Genomic DNA, 18,085 nt, shown 5'->3' with positions numbered 1-18,085 from the left:
AGCGAGCCTAAATCATTTGTGAAAATAATTTCTGGCCGCGTCCTCCTGCCTTTCCTATTTAATACATGACTCAAATAAAATTGCTATAGCTCAACAAATTGCATCTCAATATTGATAGTCTATTAATTTAGAAGGGTTGATAATAGTAGTAATCCGCACACGAATAAAATTATAAAATACATTTAATGGTTGATAAATTTTTCCCATTAAACGTTTTAGCAACTTGTTTTTCTTTTGCTCTATTTCATATTGAGCGCGAAAATATTCTGCTTTGGCATTAGGATTTGACGTTCCACTTTTTATTCTTTCCTTTTCTATCCGATCATCAAAAAAATTTAGTCCAATCATTTCACTATGAAATACAGAAAAGTTAGTTTTTACAGCAGCTAAAGACATAGCGTAGGTGGGGTTATTGTGTAAACCTAATGTATCGGCATAAATAGCTAATTTACCCCACCAATGTAAAAAATCTAATTCTTTTCCTTGATCAGCTTTAATGACAAAAAGAAACTCGTTAATAAATTTTAAATCAGGAGAGTCTAGATTAACATTAACTTGATTAGCCATTTTTTCTATTGTCTCTTTTTTGCGCTGAAATTTCGTATTTAAATCTTTTTTGTCATACTTTTTTAAATGTTTTGCCATGCTACTACAACTACGCGCTGTCAAACCAGATAAAAACTCAAGCTGATCTGGTATAAAATCACAAATACGCACATCTGCGTCTAAATAAATTACTGTATCGGAATAAGATAATGCATACTGAATAGCAAATCTTCTCTCATGATAGGTTTTTACTCCTCTACACCAATGCTTGACAGCAATTACATTAGAGTAATTTTGAAATTCTTGAGGTCGATCTGTAAAAATCACTAAAGGAAAAGATTGAGCAAATTTATTGAGATCTGTTGCTAATAATTTAGCTAAATTTCTATACTGTTCTCCAAAGGCAGCAGTACAAAAACAATAGTTATTTGGTTTGGGTTTTAAAATGTTCATAAATTTTCTTAATTATTAACGTCAGTTTGGCTTAAAAATATTTTGGCATCAATTCTACAAAAGAATAACAGTTCAGGTTTATTACTAAGATTTTCATGAAAAATACTATAATAGAAACTTAAAAAATTTAGTAAATTTTACGTTATTTACAAATAATAAAAACTAAAATCTTTCAAAGCCAATAATCGGATTTTATTGAGTCGATAATGATAAGCAAGTTTTGATTTAAAATAACTCCAAAAAGCTTGCTTACTTCGTTGACGAGACGCATCTAAATGTTGACTTATTTGTTTAAGAAAATCCCAACTCTCACTTTTATTAATCTGCCATCCTACTTTGGCAGCAGCTAATCCCATAATGTTACCTTCCCCACTATACATTCCTCTTAGTTCGGAGTAGGTAGCAAGTTTAGACCATGTTTTTAGAAAGTCTTGTTCTTTGCCTGCATCTTTTGTGATAATAAACAAAGACTCACCAATCCATTGAGCTTCTTCAAATTTAATATTGAGTTTTAAAGACATTTTGGTGAGCTTTTCTACATCTTGTGGACGATATCTAGTAATATGCTCAAACATATTTTTATGACAACCAATCAAACCAGCGGGAAATAAAAGATCATTAGGTATGGTTTCGACTATTTTAGTGTCTGCATCTATATAAATAGCCGTTTTAAAATTTAATAGTGCTTTTTCAAGGACAAAACGTTTATCATTATAACAATGAAGAACTCCTTGCTGATTTAATTTAAAAGCAATAATATTTGGTTCTGAGTCAAAATCATTAGGTTTATCTGTACCTACAATTAATTTAGTTCCTGAAGAATATTGTTGCAGATCGTTAGCTAACTCTTTAACCATCAACCGATATTTTTCACCCAAAGCTAAAGTACAAAAACAAAAACTTTTTTCTGCAATATTCATAGTTTAAAGTTGCTTGAATTTGATAATTAAAAACTAAATTTTGTTTTAATGCCTTGAAGAAATTTTTGAAATTGAGTTGGATTATAATTGTTAACTGGAAAATCTGCTGGAGGATTAGTTTCTCCTAAATAGCGATAATAGTTCCAAATATCCCAGTAAGGACAACCAGGTTGTATTTTGATTCCTGCCCAATGTAAATATTGCAGAGATTGATTAGTAGCAGGATCAAAAAGAACATGATCTTTTATTTTAAAATGAGGACTTCCTGCCCAACTTCCTGGTGCTTTTCCTTCACGACGAACAAGATTAAATCTTTTTTTGATTCTGGTTAAAACCATGTAATTAAAGATCGGTTGATCGGAAACTTTTTGAGAAAAATCGAAGTATTCTGGATGGGCAGCACATTCAGCAAAAATATTTTGAATTTCTGATTGAGTAATTAGACCTTTTTTAGTAGCCCAAAAACCACTATTAAAAGTATCTTGTATCTCATTAGGTTGAATAACTTGAGCTTCGATTATTTTAGAGGAAAAAACATTTTTAATTCCTGATTTATGTTGATAATCACAACACAAAAAATCATAATCAGATAAATATTTAAGATTATCAATAATTTTTTCAAAAACAACTATATCGGTATCGATATAAAGAAATTCATCAAATTCGCCAAACCAACAAGCGTGCTTTCTGAGTTTATTCGGTTTGTCAAAGAAACCTTGTCCAAAAATATTATAAAGCTGTTGAGATAAATCTTCGATTAATTGTAGGTCTTGATAAACTGTTACTCCATGAGATTTACCTAAAATTTCGGCAATTTGAGTATAATTTTCATCATAAGGAATCAAAACAACTGGAGTATCCGAATCGTACAATCTAATGCTATTTAAGAGAGCGATCGCTTGGTCAGTGACTTTATCATTAGCTGTGATATAAATACCTCGATTCATGACATTACTCCTTAGATTTTTAAACCTAATTTCCGAATTATTTTTTGTCTTAAACTAGGGGGCTGATTATAAGATTTTGGTTTCGTCGTAAACTCAGGTTTTTGCTCTGGTTGATGAAGATAACGATAGTTTAAAAATAAATCTCGGTAAGGAAAATCGATATTTTCTCCAGCACAAATTTTGGTAAATAATTTAGAAGACAAACCAATATAATGAAGATAAATTAAACGTTTCTCTTGGTCGTATAAAATCTGATTAATGTTTTCAAAATGATTAGAAGTAACACAACAACCTGTAATTTCTTGTTTGGGTAAATTAAGTGAAAAATTATAAATAAAAAACCCCGATCGCATCATCATATAATTGATTAAAGTTTGGTCTGGTGCCATCGGATAAAGAATTTCTGCTTCTCCTTGTTGCAGATTAGTAATTAACCAATTTCTTTGTGATTCAGAAAATAAATCTTTTTTAGAAGCATAAAATCCAGAACAAAAAATTTCTGTAGCAACTCTAGGTTGAGGAAAAACTTTTTCTAATACAGGTGAATCTACTACATAAACATGAGTAGGGTCTTTATACTGAAAATCATAAACAACACAATCATGATCTTTTAATTGGGCAAAAATATCTTCAACTGGACTCATCAACAACGTGTCAGCATCCATGTAGAGAAAACGGTCAAATGGCCCATCAAAAGCACAATAACGACGATGAGTACCAAAACGATGGTAACCTTCACTACCTACCTTACGCCAAGTATCTTTAGCAGTAGGATGAGTATCCCAACAAGCTTGTGCAAAGTTGTCCCATTTAGCGATAGAATTGCGATCGCTATATAACTGAACATTTGGTCGATCAGCAATTTCAGCAGACAATTTTTCAGTATGCTCATCATAAGGATAAATACATACAGGTGTATCTTTACCTGCAATGACTTCAATACTATTAAGTAAAGCAATAACTTGGTCTAAAACTTTATCATTAGCAAGAGTACAAATTCCGTCCATAAAATTATTAATAATTATTTAAAATTGCTCAACAAAATCAGCTAACCATTCCAATAAATTCAGCTTGTGTAAAATAATTTGTCTTGCTTCCGCAATCTTATCCTTTGCCTCATACCAAGCGTCAAGAGTAGAAGTAATTTCTTTGATATAATTCAAACCTTTTTCATCTAAACTTGGTAATCTTAAAAAACTACCAGGAGGTAATAATTTATCTGCTGCCGAACCACCATAATAAATAGGTAAACACCAACTTAATAAAGAATCCCAAAGTTTTTCACTAACATATAAATCGTTATCTGCATAGTTTTCGATCGCCAGATTGTAATAATATGGTGCCATAGCATTCCATTTATTTTGGACTGTACCAAGGCTATGAAACCAAGCTGGTAAATTACGACCATATAAATCGAAATCTACACCGTTTTCTTGAAGTAGCTTTAAAAAAGCTAGACGTTGACGATGATTTTCTGTACGAGAAATTCCTGAAGTAATCCAACTACAAATTTTTTGTTTTTCGGGTACATTTCCTGTCGCTAATTCTTGAAATGAGTTATTTACATACCAAATAGCAGGCATATAATCAGGAATAGGAGCAAATTGATCTGGCCCTGAAATATAACCACAATATTGTTTAGCTGCTTGATAATTAGACTGATTATGTTCGACAATTTCTTCTAAAGGTGGTTCTCGAAGTAAATAAATAGTTTTTGCTGAAGGGACTTGCTTGAAGACAGCAGGAATTGTTGGTAAAGATTGAGAATTTTGTGTGAATAAATTTTGCCACCAAGGGAGTGGTGGTTGCGGTTGAGGAAAATTGTATTGATAAAGCAATAAAAAGTCAGGTTTACTGGCAGTAGCTAGCATTTGAATATTTTTCCAAACCCCGAAATGATTTGGAGTCTGTTTCCATAACCAATCACTTTGATCAAGATTTTTATAGCTACTAAGCATTCCAATAACTTTTTTATCCACACTATTTCCTCTTAAAGTCAAGTTAGTTATTTTCTATTTAAACTTGAGTTCAAATTTTTTGTGGTGAATAAGATTAAGGTAAATGCTTGTAGATTAGGCGTTTGCAGAAATTTTTTCGCTCTTAAGAGAATTTAAAAGGATAGAAACAGTTTGCTATTATTACAATCTTTATATTTTTAATAAAATTAATTATTTTTTTCAGAGCAAAAAACCTCAAAAGCCCAATATTTCTCTCTGAGAAGTTATTAATAATCTACAATAACATTTAGAACCAATCAAATAGGGTTCAATAAAAATATGGAGTTTCAATTGCTCTCGGAATACCAACTTTCAGGCGAGGATCGACAAAAACTAGACCGATTCTATCGGGAAATTCAGATTGAAGCAGAGCGATTTCTCGGTTATCCTTGTAATGAATTGTTTGACTATTCGCCTTTATTTCGGTTTCTTCAATATCCCCTGAATAACGTAGGCGATCCTTATCTTCCCAGCAATTATCATCTCAATACCCATAACTTTGAATGCGAAGTTTTAGAGATTTTCCGAACCCTTACCGAAGCGACTGAAGGATCGACTTGGGGTTATGTTACCAATGGAGGTACAGAAGGAAATCATTACGGATTATTTTTAGCCCGAGAACTACTTCCCGAAGGATTGGTTTATTATTCTCAGGATGCCCATTATTCGATCGATAAAATTCTCCGTTGTCTCAATCTTCGCAGCATTATGATCCGTAGCCATGACGACGGAAGTATGGATTTAGAGGATTTGCGCGAAACCCTTCGCATTCACCGCGATTTACCGCCTATTGTTTGCGCTACGATTGGCACGACGATGAAAGGTGCTGTAGACGACATTGCAGGAATTAAAAGCATTTTCAAAGATTTGGCTATTCATCGCCATTACATTCATGCTGATGCAGCTTTAGGTGGCATGATTCTTCCTTTTATTGATCATCCTCCTGCGTGGAACTTCAAAGCAGGCATCGACAGCATTGCGATTAGCGGACACAAAATGGTAGGTTCTCCTATACCCTGTGGTGTGGTTTTAGCCAAAAAAAGTAATGTTGAACGCATTGCCCAAAGTGTAGAATATATCGGAACATTAGATACAACTCTAAGCGGTTCACGTAATGCCTTAACTCCACTATTTCTGTGGTATGCCTTTCATACAGTTGGGATTGAAGGATTTAAACGAATTATTCCTGCTTGTCTGAAAATGGCTGATTATGCGATCGCACAATTGAATAAAATTAATCGCAATGCTTGGCGTTATCCTTATTCTAATACCGTCGTTTTTGACCGCCCCTCACCAGAAGTAACTCGATATTGGCAACTTGCTTGTCAGGGTAATCTCTCTCATCTAATCACAATGCCCCATGTCACCTCAACTCAAATCGATCACTTAGTAGCTGATATAATTGCTTCCGAACCAATTACTTCTTTACCAAGCTTATCTGTTACCCCTGCTTGTGAGCTTATTACCTCTTCACCAGATCAAGACATCACTTTAATTGGAACAGCTAATCATAACTTACTGAGCGAAGTATCAACAGCCCTTGCTGCCGAAGGACTTTCAATCGAAAATTTGACAGCAGTAGCAGTAGAATCGGAAGATGTGGAAGTAGTAAGATTGCGAGTCGATAATCGAGAACGTGCCTTACAAATCCTTAATCAGAATCTTGATATCGGTCGCTGTTACGGACAAGCTCGTTCTTTTGGTAACGAAGAAGCAACCCAAGTTTTGAGTCAACTTGAATATCAGTCTGTAGGTGAAGATGCCTTGCTGGTAGAATTAGATGACTGTCCTGGTTCGCTCGCAGAACTTCTTAAAGATTGTCGCAATGAAGCAGTAAAGATCCGCAATATTCGACTTCTCTGGCGAGGACATGGAAAAGGCGTGGTTGCGATCGCGACAACCGCACCTGAGGCTTTAAAAACTTTACTCAAAGAGCGAATTCTTCTTTCCTAAGCTGATGTGCATTATTCCACCTGCATACTTTTTTTCCTTCTGCCTTTTCTCAACCAGTAAATTAAATGCGTGACAGCTTAATTAATCAGGATTGATAGTAATATCTAAATCAGGAACAAAGTCTAAGCCAGGATCTAATTTGGCAAATACTTCCTCATCAAAAGTTAAATCTCCTGTACCAGGATTGTAAACAAAGCGGTCATATTCATTTGTTTCAATCTCAAATCCTTCAGCAAAGACTTCAATTTTGTCGCGATCGATCTCAAAGTCCTGAATTGTATCTACTCCTGTCCCCAAAATAGTGGAAAAAACAAAAGTATCGTTTCCATCTGAACCATAAAGGGTATCATTTCCTGTTCCACCTTCAAGAATATCATTACCATCATCACCCACTAGTTGGTCAGAACCTTCTAAACCAAGTAAAGTATCGTTCCCCGACTCTCCAAAAGCAATATCATTACCGAGTCCACCAACTAAAACATCATCCCCACTTGAACCATAGAGAGTGTCATTATCGGCTTCTCCATAAAGAGTATCATCACCATCATCTCCAAATAACTTGTCTGCACCGTTATAGCCATACAACAAGTCATCGTCTTCTTCACCTATCAAAATATCATTCCCTTCACTACCATTAAGGGTGTCCTCTCCATCAAAACCATAAATAGTATCATTACCAATAAAACCATCGATAAAATCATCTCCCGCAAGACCATCAATTAGATCATTTTCAGCACTAAGAGGAAAAGTATCGTCACCACTTGTACCTATAAATTCAGCCATTTTATTTACTCCAGAAATAGCGATTTAAATTGTTGCTAACAAACAATTGATAAAATCAAGATAACTTTTTATTTAAAAAAATCTCTAAAACCATCTTTGCTCGAATTAAACTAGACAAACAAATCTAGCAAGTTTTGCTTTTTACAAGTACATTTAATTTTGTAGCTTTTGTTGATTTTCAGAATTTTAAATCAATTTAAATGTCTTTAACTAAGATGAGAGATGCTAGATTAATGTCAATCATTTTTGGTTAAATAAAACAATAAATATTTATCTCCTCAAAAATAATAAGCTTTATTGTTATAGGTTAAAAACTAAAAATAAAAAACTGGTTAAAACTAAATCTTGTTTAGATAAAATACTTAAAAAGTTACTCAAGACAGTAGGTAAAAAGTAGAGACGTGTCTTGGTGAGCGTTCCTTTGCGCCCGCAGGTGAGACAGCGCGGTCTTGGGGTATCCCCAAGTGGAGCGACTGGCGTGGCGCAGGGTCTCACCGCAATATGTTACGTCTGTAACCATAGCGCTTCGGCGTCAGAAGAGCGATCTCGCCCAGGAGCGATCGCGGAGGATCAAAGTAAAAAACAGAAGGCAGAAGGCAGAATAATTTTAGGCTAATTTATACGGCTAACCAATAAGTGTACTTTAGTAATTGGATTTAGTATAAAACTATTTTTGAACTCAATTATTAATCTAAATTTTTGATTTAAAAAATCTCAATTTTCTCAACTAACAAAAAATTTATCAACCAACTATTAATGTAGATTCACTCGTTTTTGAATTAATCAACATTTGCGCGAATTCATCCAGTCCTTCAAATCGCGAAGGCATTGATTATACAAACGCCGACAAGTCTCTAGCCAAGTAAGCATGAGTGTTTGCTGGTGGTTTGTGGGATAAATTCTGAACTTGTAGTTCATGGTTAGCATGAGCTAATTTTAGCACGACTATTGGCTCATGCTAAAATTATTTTTATAAACCCTGTCGGCTTTCATCCAGACACCGACCTAGCTAAAAACTTCGTTATGAAACAAAACCCAATTACACTGACACGCGCAGTATTGCTATGGATTATGCTGGGTGTAGTGTGTGGTTTGCTTGGTGCTACCTATTGGATTATTTTGTCTCACATCATGGCAGGATTTGAGCAATTTAATGGACTTTCTTTATTAATAGTCATGCCATTGGCTGGTTTCCTAATTGGTTTAGTAATTCATTACCTAGGAAATCCTGGGGAAATTGGCTTGATTATTGACAATATTCACCTCAATGGTGGACGATTACCGATGCGAGAAAATCCTTCAATGATTTTGTCTTCACTGATTAGTATTGCAAGTGGAGGTAGTGCTGGCCCAGAAGCACCAATGGTGCAAATCACAGGTTCAATGGGAACTTGGTTAGCCGATCGCTTTCGACTACATGGAGAGGCGTTACGAACTATTAGTATAGCGGGAATGGCCTCGGGTTTTACAGTTTTGTTTGGCGCACCATTAGGGGGAACGTTTTTTGCTTTAGAAATTTTGCATCATCAATATGTTGTTCAGTACTACGAAGCGATTTTACCAGCAATTGTAGCTAGTTGTGCTGGCTATACCATTTTTGTAGCAATTACCAAGCTTGGGATTAGTCCTATTTGGCATTTCCCTTTATACAACGTGGAGGGCATCTATGATTTTGCAGAAGCGATCGCTTGTGGTATCATAGGCGCGATCGCAGGCTGGCTTTTTATTGCTATGTTTCGTGGTTGCAGTCGTTTGTTTGAATCTTTACCTCAACCTATCTATGTAAAAACCACACTAGCTGGACTCGGACTCGGTATTTTAGCTTTTTTATTTCCTCTGACTCGTTTCTTTGGTGAACATCAACTTGAAACAATCATTGAAGGGAATTTTTCCCTAGTATTTTTGTTAGGATTAGCTTTAGCTAAAATGCTGGCTATTAGCGTAACTGTAAATGGTGGTTGGCGGGGAGGAATCATCATCCCTTTATTTTTTATCGGAGCTTGTCTAGGCAAGGCAATTTGGTTGATTTATCCTGAATTTAAAGTTTCTCTAGCAATGATTTGTGTCATGGCTGCTCTAAATTCATCAGTTACTAAAACTCCTATTAGTACAACTTTGTTACTTGCCAAGTTAGCAGGATTTACTACTTTTACCCCGATTCTTTTTGCTAGTACAGTAGGTTTCTTTTTATCTCCTCGACTACCTTTTATTCACTCACAGCATCAAAAATAGAAAAATCAATTTAGGCTCAATTAAAATTACAACAATCCACGATAACGAATAAACAGTAAAATAGCTGCCCACGAACCCAAGGCAACTTTGATCGCAACTAAAATATTTAGTAAAGGAATAACACCTCCGCTCACGAGTGTACCTAATTCTCCATAAGGTAATTCCATTCCAAGCAAAGTCATCATTGCCAAGATAATAAAAATTAAAACTGAAATCTTTTCCCAGGTAGCAGCTTGCCACCGTTGATAAATTCCCTGCATCCATTCTGAAGATGAAGTAATCGCAATCAAACCAATTGCAGTTCCTCCTGCTACTCCTGCTGCAAAACCACCACCAGGACTAAGATGTCCTCGAATTGCCAGTTCTATACTTACTAGGGTAGAAATAGTTGCACCTAGACGAGCTAAAATAATTGAAGGTTGATCGCTAAATTGATAAACTATCTCGGTAGGTTTTTCATTGGCTAATAAAAAACGTACACCCAAAATCGCTATTGTAAAGACAATCACTTCAAAGATAGTGTCATACAGTCGATTTCTAAAAATAATTCCTGAAACTGCATTTGGCACTCCGCTATCTTGAACTACAGTTTCAACTATGGATAGATCAGACCACTCTGCTGTTGGATTGGGCATAATGATCATTTTGAAATATAGTGCTATTCCTGCTGCAATGTAAACCCATTTCATTAATGCTTCTCCTCCACATTTGCTTCACTGACATAAGTTAAAATTGTTTCTGGTGCTGAAAGTTCGCTTTGCAAGATTTCATAAAGACGACGAACTCTAATTGTGGTTTGATAGAGTTTTTCTTCAAGATGGTTTGCCACTAACGAAGTCGAAGCAGTCTCAGTCTTTTCAAGGTGGAGTACTTTTGACTCAGATTGAATACAAGTGGCGTGGATTTCTTTTTCGCTCAAACCTTGTTGTAAGGCTTCTGTATCTGGATAAGTTACTAACTCTAAACGCAGATGATGCTTATTAACAATTTTTCTTAAACGGGCGATTAGTTGGGCAAAAGAGCTATCTTGCTCTACTTGAGTCATATCCTCTTTAAGGATACCAATCCGCATGACTAAAGAAGAACGTACTGCGATCGCATAAAGAGTAACCGCTAACATCGTTCCTACCAAGGCTTCGGTCAAAGCTACATCGGCAGCACCTAAAACCGCATATACTAATGCTGCTACTGCACCTAAAATCCCCCTCAGCACTAGAGCATAATAGGGATTAACTTGAAATACCAGCATACAAGAGGTTAACGGCAATAGAGCGATGATGACATATATATAGCTATCAATCATGGTCACCTCCACTACTAGAACAGTATGCCAAGACATATCCCAGCACTGTATTCCAAATTGCCAAGGTGATAATTGCCAGGATCAGCAAAGGCCACTCTTTAGGAATTTTTAATAGTAAACCGAAGACAATACTCATTGAACCCAAGGTATCAGCAACGGAAAGACTATGGAGCTTAAATAATACCGATCTATTACCAATTAAGGGCAAAGTTCCCCAAAACCAAAAAGCAATTCCAACCCCGATACAGATATAACCTAAGATATCGATCATACTTCGTTCATCCGTTTGATTAACTGTGCCAGTAACATTAGTCCTGCATTACCTACACTGAGAATAATGACTCCAACCACCCCAATCATCCAATCATCCCGCAGAACAGAGATGACGAGAATCATAATTGAAGTTTTGGTAGCAATACTGGCAAAGGCGAGCATTTTCTGCCAAATATCCTCATCCTGCCAAGCTTCATAAATAGGTATTAGTAGAGCCAAAATCATGGCAATTAAAATGGAATTTATAGTCATTTGTTGATAGTTGATTGTTAATTTTTAATGGTTGATTGCTGATTGCTGATAGTTGAGACCTACGGTAGTGCGCTTCGCTTATGTTAATGGTTGATTATTAATCTCTCATAATTACTAATTACTAATTAGTAACTGATAATTGGTCACTGCTGACTATCCCTTTTTTGCCTTCGTCTAACTCGATGCACCTCATACCAACCTTCTTCGTGGTATTTCAAGACAATAGTTTTGGGTGTAAAGGTAATCAAGAAAATATCTAAAAAGATCAGTCCTGGTGTACGTTGAGGTTTGACTCTTTCGAGCGTAATATCTTCATAGTTATGAGGACGGAAAATAATTTCCAGTGCCTCAAAATATGCCTGGGGAATTGCGACTATAATCTCCCATAATGCTCTCAACCAATCTCTAATTGCAGATGGTGAAGTGTAACTACGGGGTAATAATAGGGCAATGGCGACACCGATGATAATATTTGCCAGACTTAAATCGGAGGTAAGTAAAAACCAGATTGTCAGTCTTAGGATTAAATTTAAATATCCAATCATGCCCAAACCATCCAGAAAAGTAGAATTAACATCAAACTCATCACTCCAATCTGATGATCAAATTCCTCAATTGCACGAGGTAATTTAACTGCTGTGCGTTTAAAAATTACCAGATATGCTAACCAACCAAGAGCAATAATTACTAAAGGTTTGATAATATTTTTGAGCGTATACGCTTCGTAATACACCAGATTAGCTCCAATTAGTCCACCGAGTAAGATAATCATTGCCCACCAAAAACCAGGTTGTACTTTTTCTGGTTGCTCAATCTTTTGATGAGGTAGAAAAATAAATTTAGCAAAGGAAATAGCCGTTCCTAATGCTGCAATATTCATTCCGACCACTTGCCAGGGTAATAAATTCTCGCTAGTCAATATTTTTGCCCCAAAACCAGATAATAAAGGAAACCCAGAGATGGAAAAGCTAGCAATAACTAAAGCGATCCAAATTGGGGTATCAATCGGCTGATAGTGTAGTTCTTTAAACTTTCGACTTGGTAAAACCCCCGCGATTAAAAATAGTGCTGATTTAACTAATCCGTGAGTTAGGGCATAAAAACCACCTACAATTGGGGCAGCCAGTATAAAACCCAACTGGGAAACTGTATGAAACGCCAACATCCTTTTAGTATCTTTTTCAAAAACGGCATAACCGACTCCTAAAAGTGCTGTCCCCACACCAAACATCCGCACAATTGGATCGATTTCTTCTAACATCAGCGCACAACGTACCAGAGGAAATACTCCTGCTTTAACTACCACTCCTGACAGCATGGCTGAAACTGGTGATTCTGATTCCGAATGAGTTAGCGGTAACCATAATCCTGAAACAAAAATACCTCCTTTAACTAATAATCCTAATAAAATTAGTGCGATCGCTTCTGGCGGAGAACCACGTAAACCTGCAAAGTTAAAGGAATGATTTGCCTGATATACTAATACTGCCCCGACCAGATAAAACAGCATGGCTGTGTTACTAATAAACAAATAGCGTAGTGCTACCCAGATCGAGCGATCGCTTCTCGGATAGGCTATTAAAAGAAATGCACCAATACTGATTACTTCTAAAGCCACATATAAACTCATCAAATCTGCACAGATAAAGGTGGCGTTAACACTGCCATGCAGAATGATCGTCTGCATATAAAAAAAAGCTGTTTTTTCGCTACCCCAACAGTAGAGGATTACCGCTGCGGTTACTAAAGCATTGGTGAGGATAAAAAAGCCACTTAATTGATCCGCGACTAAAGTTACGCCAAAATTATCTAATAGCTGTAGGTTGAAAGGAGAATTCTTTAAACATAGATACGAGCCATATCCAACCGAAGTTACAGCTACAAAGATTGCTTGATAACGGTAAAATCTAGGCAGCAGATAAAGAGTAAATCCGAGCAAAAACGGTAAGGTAATCCAAGCGATCGTAATAGTAGTCATGGCATATTATTCTTCTCGATTTCGTTAGTTTCCAAAGTGGGATTATCCCGTGCTAACTTCATTACACCTACCAGCATGAGAGCTTGAATCGAGAAGCCGATTACAATTGCCGTTAAAATAACCGCTTGAGGAACTGGATCGGAATAAGCGACATTTTCAACATCGGAAAGAATTGGTGTAAATAAACCATCTCGTGAGGCAATCAGCACATAATAGGCGATCACCCCTGTACTCATAACATCCATAGAGATAATCTTCATCACCAGGTTCTTTTTAAGAATGATGCCGAAAAATCCGCACAAGATTGTGGCGAAGATGAATGCTTCTAACACAGCAATTACTTATGGGTAAAAAAAGATATTAGTTTGATTGATTGCTTCACATATACCTTAAGAATAAGTGTTATCGCGTAAACAATGCAATAAACTTCTGTACTTCAGTCAAAAAAATCTTGATTTTGCTCAAAAACGATTGATTTTAGCATATGAATACTATATAAAAAGTTGAATAGCAATTTCACCAACAAGTAAGTATAATCGGTTAGATTAAAGCGATTTTGGTCTATAAGCTCTCAAATTCATTGATTATTGCGTTGCGTAGCGCGTTTCCCTACTGAATCGATAATTGCCAATCACCAACAATCAAATAACTAGACCAATATTGAGGAGAATTATAAATTAATCTTTCTGGTTGATAAATAGTGGGAGTTTGAGCTAAGGACTGAAGTAAGATGTATTGATTGTGTAATAAGTTGGCTTCTTGAATGTAACCACAATCATTAAAAATAGCGATCGCAACTTGATAAGCTTCAACTGCTCGCTGATAATCACCACCAATCGTCAAAATATCTCCCATAGATTTGACTAACATTGCTCGATTAGAGCGATCGCTTTCTTGCTGCCAAGGAATTTGGTTTTGAATCATCTGACAGAAATCTAATGCTTCTTGAACTGTTACTTGACATAATTGTTGTTGAGCTTGCCATAAAGATTGAGAAATAGTAGCACCAGAACGCCAATTAAGATGGAAAAAAACTAATAGCATTCCTAAAGCTACTTCGTTTGGAAGATAACGATTAATTACTATGGTTTTGACTCTAGTTTCAATCAATTGTCTAATCACAGTAGTTAAAGCTTGACTAGAAGTTTGTTGGCGTAAGGTAATCACTATTACTTCGGTTTGTAAGTTCGTTACAGGTAAAATTGGTTCACTCAAAAACAAATGAATCAGCTTTGAAGAGGAAGTTAAAACTGTGTTTAATTCTTCAGCAACAATTTCTTTTCTAGATAAAAAAGCAACCTGATACACATCAGCAATAATTTTAGCTATTCCAGAAGTTAGGCTAGGAATATCGTTTAAATCAGTAACAATTAATGCTCCTGGCAAAATTTCGGCAGTTTGATTAATCAGTTGGGTGATGGTTAATAAATAAGAAATAGATTTTTGCTCAACTAAAAATTGTATTTGCCACAGTAAAGTTTCAAAAGTAAACCACTGTAATTCCACACTAGGAACAATTACTAAATGTTGAGCTTGATTAATTGCTTGTTCAAAAGGTTGAAGCAGATATCGACTTAAAACTGAGTTGAATTGGGAATTAATTGGTTTAGTTGCAATTTTTTTTAGCCATTTAGTTTTAATTTCTTGTATTTCAGCTTTAATTGATTTTCCTCGCCATTGAGATAATAAATGGTGTTGAATTAAACCCTCATTAGTAATGCCCCAAGCTAATAAGTATTTTTCTGTAACCAAATAATCTATTACTAACGTGCCTGGAGATAAACGAAGGCTAATTTCTTCAATAGTTAACCAAGGTATAGGTTGCTGAGAAAAACTTTGCTCGATTCGAGGAGTCTTAGCTGCCCTAAGAGAATAAACACGAGCTATTTCAGCTAAGCTAAAAGCTTCTGCCCATTTTTCCTCTTCTACCAACATCTCAGTCAATTGTTGATAAAAACCAGCCATCAAATGATTAAAATCTTGCCAAATTGATTGATAAGACTGGCACGTCAATAATTCCTGTTGAGCAAAAACAGTCATAATTGTTTCTGCTACCGTAGCTAACCGTAAAGCTACTTCAAAATCTTGTTCGTTAATACAAACTTCTTTTGCCCCATGAGCAAATACTAATCCCCAACTCAACCCCCAAGCGATCGCACCATCTTGTTGAAGAGTAGCAATTAATTCTTCGATTTCTTGTAAACAAGTTTGGTTTAATTCTTGATAATAAAGCGAAGTCCACCATTTACCCATTTGGGCAGCAACTGCATTCAAGCGATCGCCAGTCGCTACAAAACATTCATATGCTTCTTGATAACCATAACTAGCTAAATTCCACTGTCCACCTAAGGCATTTAAATAAGCCAGACGCAGAATTGCCATGCCTTCTCCCCTCTGCGCTCCTGCTGTCGCAAAATACTGTCTAGCTTTGAGATACAACTGTTGAGCATTGGCTCGATCTAAAGTAGAACGATCTAAAGTTTGATTCAATTGATTAACCAAACGATAACCGAAGACAATTGGTTTTCCCCAAGGAGAGATCGAACAAATTAGATCTCCTTGACAAAGTAAATACCAAGCAGTGACCAAATGTTGATTTGATTGTCGATAAACGTCAGTCAAATTAGCTAAAATCTGCCATCCCGATTTATTTTGTCCAGCTAAAGCCAAAAATTCAGCCAGAAAAGTATATAGAAGTTGTGCGATCGCGAGTAATTCTAAACCTTGGTACAGTTCTATTTGTGTAGTGAGTTCTTGCTGAATATTCTGTAAAAGCTCGGCTCGGTCGGCATTATTAGTCAAATTGATGATTAATTGCCGAAAATTCGGTAAAGTAGAACCAATTAAAGTTATTAAATTACTTTCTAGTCGAACAGCGAGATTATTAACTTGCTTTTGTAGCACAGCAACCCTAGATGACCAGGTTGAATTAATTGTTGGCACAGAATTAGCAATTGCCAAACCATCAGGTAAGATTGCTTGTGACTGCCATTCGGTTAGATAAGCAGTAGTAGCAATAATCAACTTTTCTTCATAATTCTGGGCAGAACTAAAAGCCTCCTCAAATACCGATAAAGCTCTAGTAAATTCTCCCTGTAGTCGATGTATGACCCCGCGAGTAAATAAAGTAGAACTTTGCCATTGACTTAGTAAAGATAATTCTGAAATATTTTTAGCCTGCTCAAAATTTCCTTGTCCAAAATCGATTAACCAAACCCAATCTAAAACTTGCTCTACCTCCGTAACTCCTAGAGTAGGAAGATCTACAATATTCTCGTCAGAACCTAACATTGTTACCTAAGTATTTGTTAAAAATTAAATTTGATACCGATCAAGATCTGGTAGGAAATATTTAATGAAATAATGAACAATAAGACACTGTTAATCGTCAAATATACTTAAATAGTTTGTGGAGATAGTCAATCATGTTTTGGAAAACGATTTCAACTACCTTTACGATTAGTGCGATCGCTTTTGGCGCGACCTCATTACCAGCTACAGAAAGTTACAGTCAGAATGCTTTAGCTTCAGACATGACTTTTGTTTGCTCCTCTCAGAATGGTGTACCAACTATGTTTGCCTATACTCCAGGCAAAGTAAATCTTACTCCCCTAATAACTTGGCATCCCGAATACTTAGTTTCTAACCAATCTGCTGCTCAAGTTTGTCAACAAGTAGCAACCAAGCTACAAACGCAGTTTCAACAACAACAGCAAAAATATTTTGCCATTCAAAAAACAGACACAAGTAACCTAGTTTGTTTGGTAGCCAAAGAAAACGACAATTGTAACGCAAAAAACAGTGAAGAGTTATTCAGTATTAATCCCAATTATGACCCTACTTGTATTTTGGATAATCGACAACCTCTAGAATGTGTCGCGATCGGTCGAACCAGAGGTGTTTTTAGTATGCCTGATACTTCTTATGAACCAACTTGGTGGCCTTGGTAACTTGTTATACCTATATAAACCAAACAGCATCATTATAAAAATGTTGTTTAATTAGTTAGTTTCAATGTTTTAAAGCCAAATAAATTTAAAGTTTATTTTTGATTCGAGATTATCTTTAGTGTTGTCTTTATGGGAGAAAAACAATTGATTTTAGTAAAAATTAACTCCAAACTTTTATCCCAGTTTGACATAAAAATTTTATTTGGTAACAATTAACTTAAGTAGAATATTTATAATATTCTTGAATCAATAAGCTTGGAAATATTACTCTGCTTACTCCTCTTCACTTATCCAGATTAAAAAACTTTTCCACTATTTTGATAATCATGTCAATTATGATACTGAAATTTATAATATTACTCGTAAATATCCTCAAGTAATAAACCAATAAATTTATAATTCTACATTAATTAAAACCGCCAAATAACCTAAAATAATCAGACAATTTAATCAATTAATATACGAAAAATTTAAGATAATATTGCTAGGCTCATAAAT

General features: G+C 35.6%; 18 protein-coding genes. 3 read left to right on the top strand and 15 right to left on the bottom strand.

The window, feature by feature from the left end; genetic code table 11:
* Positions 1-105 precede the first annotated feature (105 nt).
* The 5 genes from STA7437_RS05830 to STA7437_RS05810 form a co-directional block, all read right to left on the bottom strand.
* Positions 106-999: a hypothetical protein gene (locus STA7437_RS05830; RefSeq protein ID WP_015192445.1), complete on the bottom strand. Its 894-nt coding sequence runs from the start codon at positions 997-999 to the stop codon at positions 106-108.
* A gap of 146 nt (positions 1,000-1,145) precedes the next feature.
* Positions 1,146-1,919, bottom strand: a complete 774-nt coding sequence (locus STA7437_RS05825; protein ID WP_015192444.1) for a hypothetical protein — start codon at positions 1,917-1,919, stop codon at positions 1,146-1,148.
* 26 nt (positions 1,920-1,945) lie between these two features.
* Positions 1,946-2,866 (bottom strand): Npun_R2821/Npun_R2822 family protein, encoded by a 921-nt coding sequence (locus STA7437_RS05820; protein ID WP_015192443.1) that lies wholly within the window; start codon positions 2,864-2,866, stop codon positions 1,946-1,948.
* Between the two features lie 11 nt (positions 2,867-2,877).
* Entirely contained in the window at positions 2,878-3,873 is a 996-nt protein-coding gene (locus tag STA7437_RS05815) for an Npun_R2821/Npun_R2822 family protein (protein WP_015192442.1), read from the bottom strand.
* An 18-nt stretch (positions 3,874-3,891) separates the two neighbouring features.
* Entirely contained in the window at positions 3,892-4,845 is a 954-nt protein-coding gene (locus STA7437_RS05810) for a glycosyltransferase family 10 domain-containing protein (RefSeq protein WP_015192441.1), read from the bottom strand.
* Positions 4,846-5,142: 297 nt separating this feature from the next.
* On the opposite strand from STA7437_RS05810, the gene STA7437_RS05805 reads away from it, so the two are divergent.
* Positions 5,143-6,816, top strand: a complete 1,674-nt coding sequence (locus STA7437_RS05805) for a histidine decarboxylase (RefSeq protein WP_015192440.1) — start codon at positions 5,143-5,145, stop codon at positions 6,814-6,816.
* Positions 6,817-6,897: 81 nt separating this feature from the next.
* On the opposite strand, the gene STA7437_RS27370 is transcribed toward STA7437_RS05805, so the two are convergent.
* Together STA7437_RS27370 and STA7437_RS27365 are read right to left on the bottom strand one after the other, a co-directional pair.
* Complete coding sequence (locus STA7437_RS27370) at positions 6,898-7,599, bottom strand: calcium-binding protein (protein ID WP_015192439.1); 702 nt, start codon at positions 7,597-7,599, stop codon at positions 6,898-6,900.
* Positions 7,600-8,382: 783 nt separating this feature from the next.
* A complete protein-coding gene (locus STA7437_RS27365) occupies positions 8,383-8,517 on the bottom strand; it encodes a helix-turn-helix domain-containing protein (protein ID WP_281169254.1) in 135 nt (44 codons plus the stop codon).
* A 105-nt stretch (positions 8,518-8,622) separates the two neighbouring features.
* On the opposite strand from STA7437_RS27365, the gene STA7437_RS05795 reads away from it, so the two are divergent.
* On the top strand, positions 8,623-9,831 hold the full coding sequence (locus STA7437_RS05795; protein ID WP_015192438.1) for a chloride channel protein: 1,209 nt from the start codon (positions 8,623-8,625) through the stop codon (positions 9,829-9,831).
* 26 nt (positions 9,832-9,857) lie between these two features.
* On the opposite strand, the gene STA7437_RS05790 is transcribed toward STA7437_RS05795, so the two are convergent.
* The 8 genes from STA7437_RS05790 to STA7437_RS05755 all read right to left on the bottom strand — a co-directional run bounded on the left by STA7437_RS05790 (position 9,858) and on the right by STA7437_RS05755 (position 16,928).
* On the bottom strand, positions 9,858-10,520 hold the full coding sequence (locus tag STA7437_RS05790; protein ID WP_015192437.1) for a Na(+)/H(+) antiporter subunit B: 663 nt from the start codon (positions 10,518-10,520) through the stop codon (positions 9,858-9,860).
* Complete coding sequence (locus tag STA7437_RS05785) at positions 10,520-11,134, bottom strand: DUF4040 domain-containing protein (RefSeq protein WP_015192436.1); 615 nt, start codon at positions 11,132-11,134, stop codon at positions 10,520-10,522. Before STA7437_RS05785 ends, STA7437_RS05790 begins: the two co-directional genes overlap by 1 nt.
* The gene (locus tag STA7437_RS05780) at positions 11,127-11,405 is read right to left on the bottom strand and encodes a monovalent cation/H(+) antiporter subunit G (RefSeq protein ID WP_015192435.1); all 279 of its coding nucleotides are present in this window, start codon (positions 11,403-11,405) and stop codon (positions 11,127-11,129) included. Before STA7437_RS05780 ends, STA7437_RS05785 begins: the two co-directional genes overlap by 8 nt.
* Positions 11,402-11,653, bottom strand: coding sequence for a hypothetical protein (locus tag STA7437_RS05775; RefSeq protein WP_041619794.1), 252 nt, complete (start codon positions 11,651-11,653; stop codon positions 11,402-11,404). The genes STA7437_RS05780 and STA7437_RS05775 overlap by 4 nt, the downstream gene beginning before the upstream one ends.
* A 149-nt stretch (positions 11,654-11,802) precedes the next feature.
* Positions 11,803-12,204 (bottom strand): Na+/H+ antiporter subunit E, encoded by a 402-nt coding sequence (locus STA7437_RS05770; protein ID WP_015192433.1) that lies wholly within the window; start codon positions 12,202-12,204, stop codon positions 11,803-11,805.
* Positions 12,201-13,637: a cation:proton antiporter gene (locus tag STA7437_RS05765; protein WP_015192432.1), complete on the bottom strand. Its 1,437-nt coding sequence runs from the start codon at positions 13,635-13,637 to the stop codon at positions 12,201-12,203. The genes STA7437_RS05770 and STA7437_RS05765 overlap by 4 nt, the downstream gene beginning before the upstream one ends.
* Positions 13,634-13,969, bottom strand: a complete 336-nt coding sequence (locus STA7437_RS05760) for a cation:proton antiporter subunit C (protein WP_015192431.1) — start codon at positions 13,967-13,969, stop codon at positions 13,634-13,636. The genes STA7437_RS05765 and STA7437_RS05760 overlap by 4 nt, the downstream gene beginning before the upstream one ends.
* A gap of 277 nt (positions 13,970-14,246) precedes the next feature.
* Entirely contained in the window at positions 14,247-16,928 is a 2,682-nt protein-coding gene (locus STA7437_RS05755) for a CHAT domain-containing protein (RefSeq protein ID WP_015192430.1), read from the bottom strand.
* Between the two features lie 134 nt (positions 16,929-17,062).
* Between STA7437_RS05755 and STA7437_RS05750 the strand changes: the two genes are divergently transcribed.
* A complete protein-coding gene (locus STA7437_RS05750; RefSeq protein WP_015192429.1) occupies positions 17,063-17,587 on the top strand; it encodes a COP23 domain-containing protein in 525 nt (174 codons plus the stop codon).
* Positions 17,588-18,085: the final 498 nt, after the last annotated feature.

This window comes from Stanieria cyanosphaera PCC 7437, from assembly GCF_000317575.1.
Lineage (GTDB): Bacteria > Cyanobacteriota > Cyanobacteriia > Cyanobacteriales > Xenococcaceae > Stanieria > Stanieria cyanosphaera.
The sequence above is the reverse complement of the archived record's forward strand: the minus strand, read 5'-3'. Positions and strand labels throughout refer to the sequence as shown.

Bases quoted from the DNA above. Each gene is read 5' to 3' on its own strand.
- STA7437_RS05815 (WP_015192442.1), bottom strand. From the start codon at position 3,873: ATGGACGGAATTTGTACTCTTGCTAATGATAAAGTTTTAGACCAAGTT.
- STA7437_RS05755 (WP_015192430.1), bottom strand. From the start codon at position 16,928: ATGTTAGGTTCTGACGAGAATATTGTAGATCTTCCTACTCTAGGAGTT.
- STA7437_RS05785 (WP_015192436.1), bottom strand. From the start codon at position 11,134: ATGATTGATAGCTATATATATGTCATCATCGCTCTATTGCCGTTAACC.
- STA7437_RS27365 (WP_281169254.1), bottom strand. From the start codon at position 8,517: ATGAACTACAAGTTCAGAATTTATCCCACAAACCACCAGCAAACACTC.
- STA7437_RS05770 (WP_015192433.1), bottom strand. From the start codon at position 12,204: ATGATTGGATATTTAAATTTAATCCTAAGACTGACAATCTGGTTTTTA.
- STA7437_RS05825 (WP_015192444.1), bottom strand. From the start codon at position 1,919: ATGAATATTGCAGAAAAAAGTTTTTGTTTTTGTACTTTAGCTTTGGGT.
- STA7437_RS05830 (WP_015192445.1), bottom strand. From the start codon at position 999: ATGAACATTTTAAAACCCAAACCAAATAACTATTGTTTTTGTACTGCT.
- STA7437_RS05790 (WP_015192437.1), bottom strand. From the start codon at position 10,520: ATGAAATGGGTTTACATTGCAGCAGGAATAGCACTATATTTCAAAATG.
- STA7437_RS27370 (WP_015192439.1), bottom strand. From the start codon at position 7,599: ATGGCTGAATTTATAGGTACAAGTGGTGACGATACTTTTCCTCTTAGT.
- STA7437_RS05780 (WP_015192435.1), bottom strand. From the start codon at position 11,405: ATGATCGATATCTTAGGTTATATCTGTATCGGGGTTGGAATTGCTTTT.
- STA7437_RS05795 (WP_015192438.1), top strand. From the start codon at position 8,623: ATGAAACAAAACCCAATTACACTGACACGCGCAGTATTGCTATGGATT.
- STA7437_RS05820 (WP_015192443.1), bottom strand. From the start codon at position 2,866: ATGAATCGAGGTATTTATATCACAGCTAATGATAAAGTCACTGACCAA.
- STA7437_RS05805 (WP_015192440.1), top strand. From the start codon at position 5,143: ATGGAGTTTCAATTGCTCTCGGAATACCAACTTTCAGGCGAGGATCGA.
- STA7437_RS05750 (WP_015192429.1), top strand. From the start codon at position 17,063: ATGTTTTGGAAAACGATTTCAACTACCTTTACGATTAGTGCGATCGCT.
- STA7437_RS05765 (WP_015192432.1), bottom strand. From the start codon at position 13,637: ATGACTACTATTACGATCGCTTGGATTACCTTACCGTTTTTGCTCGGA.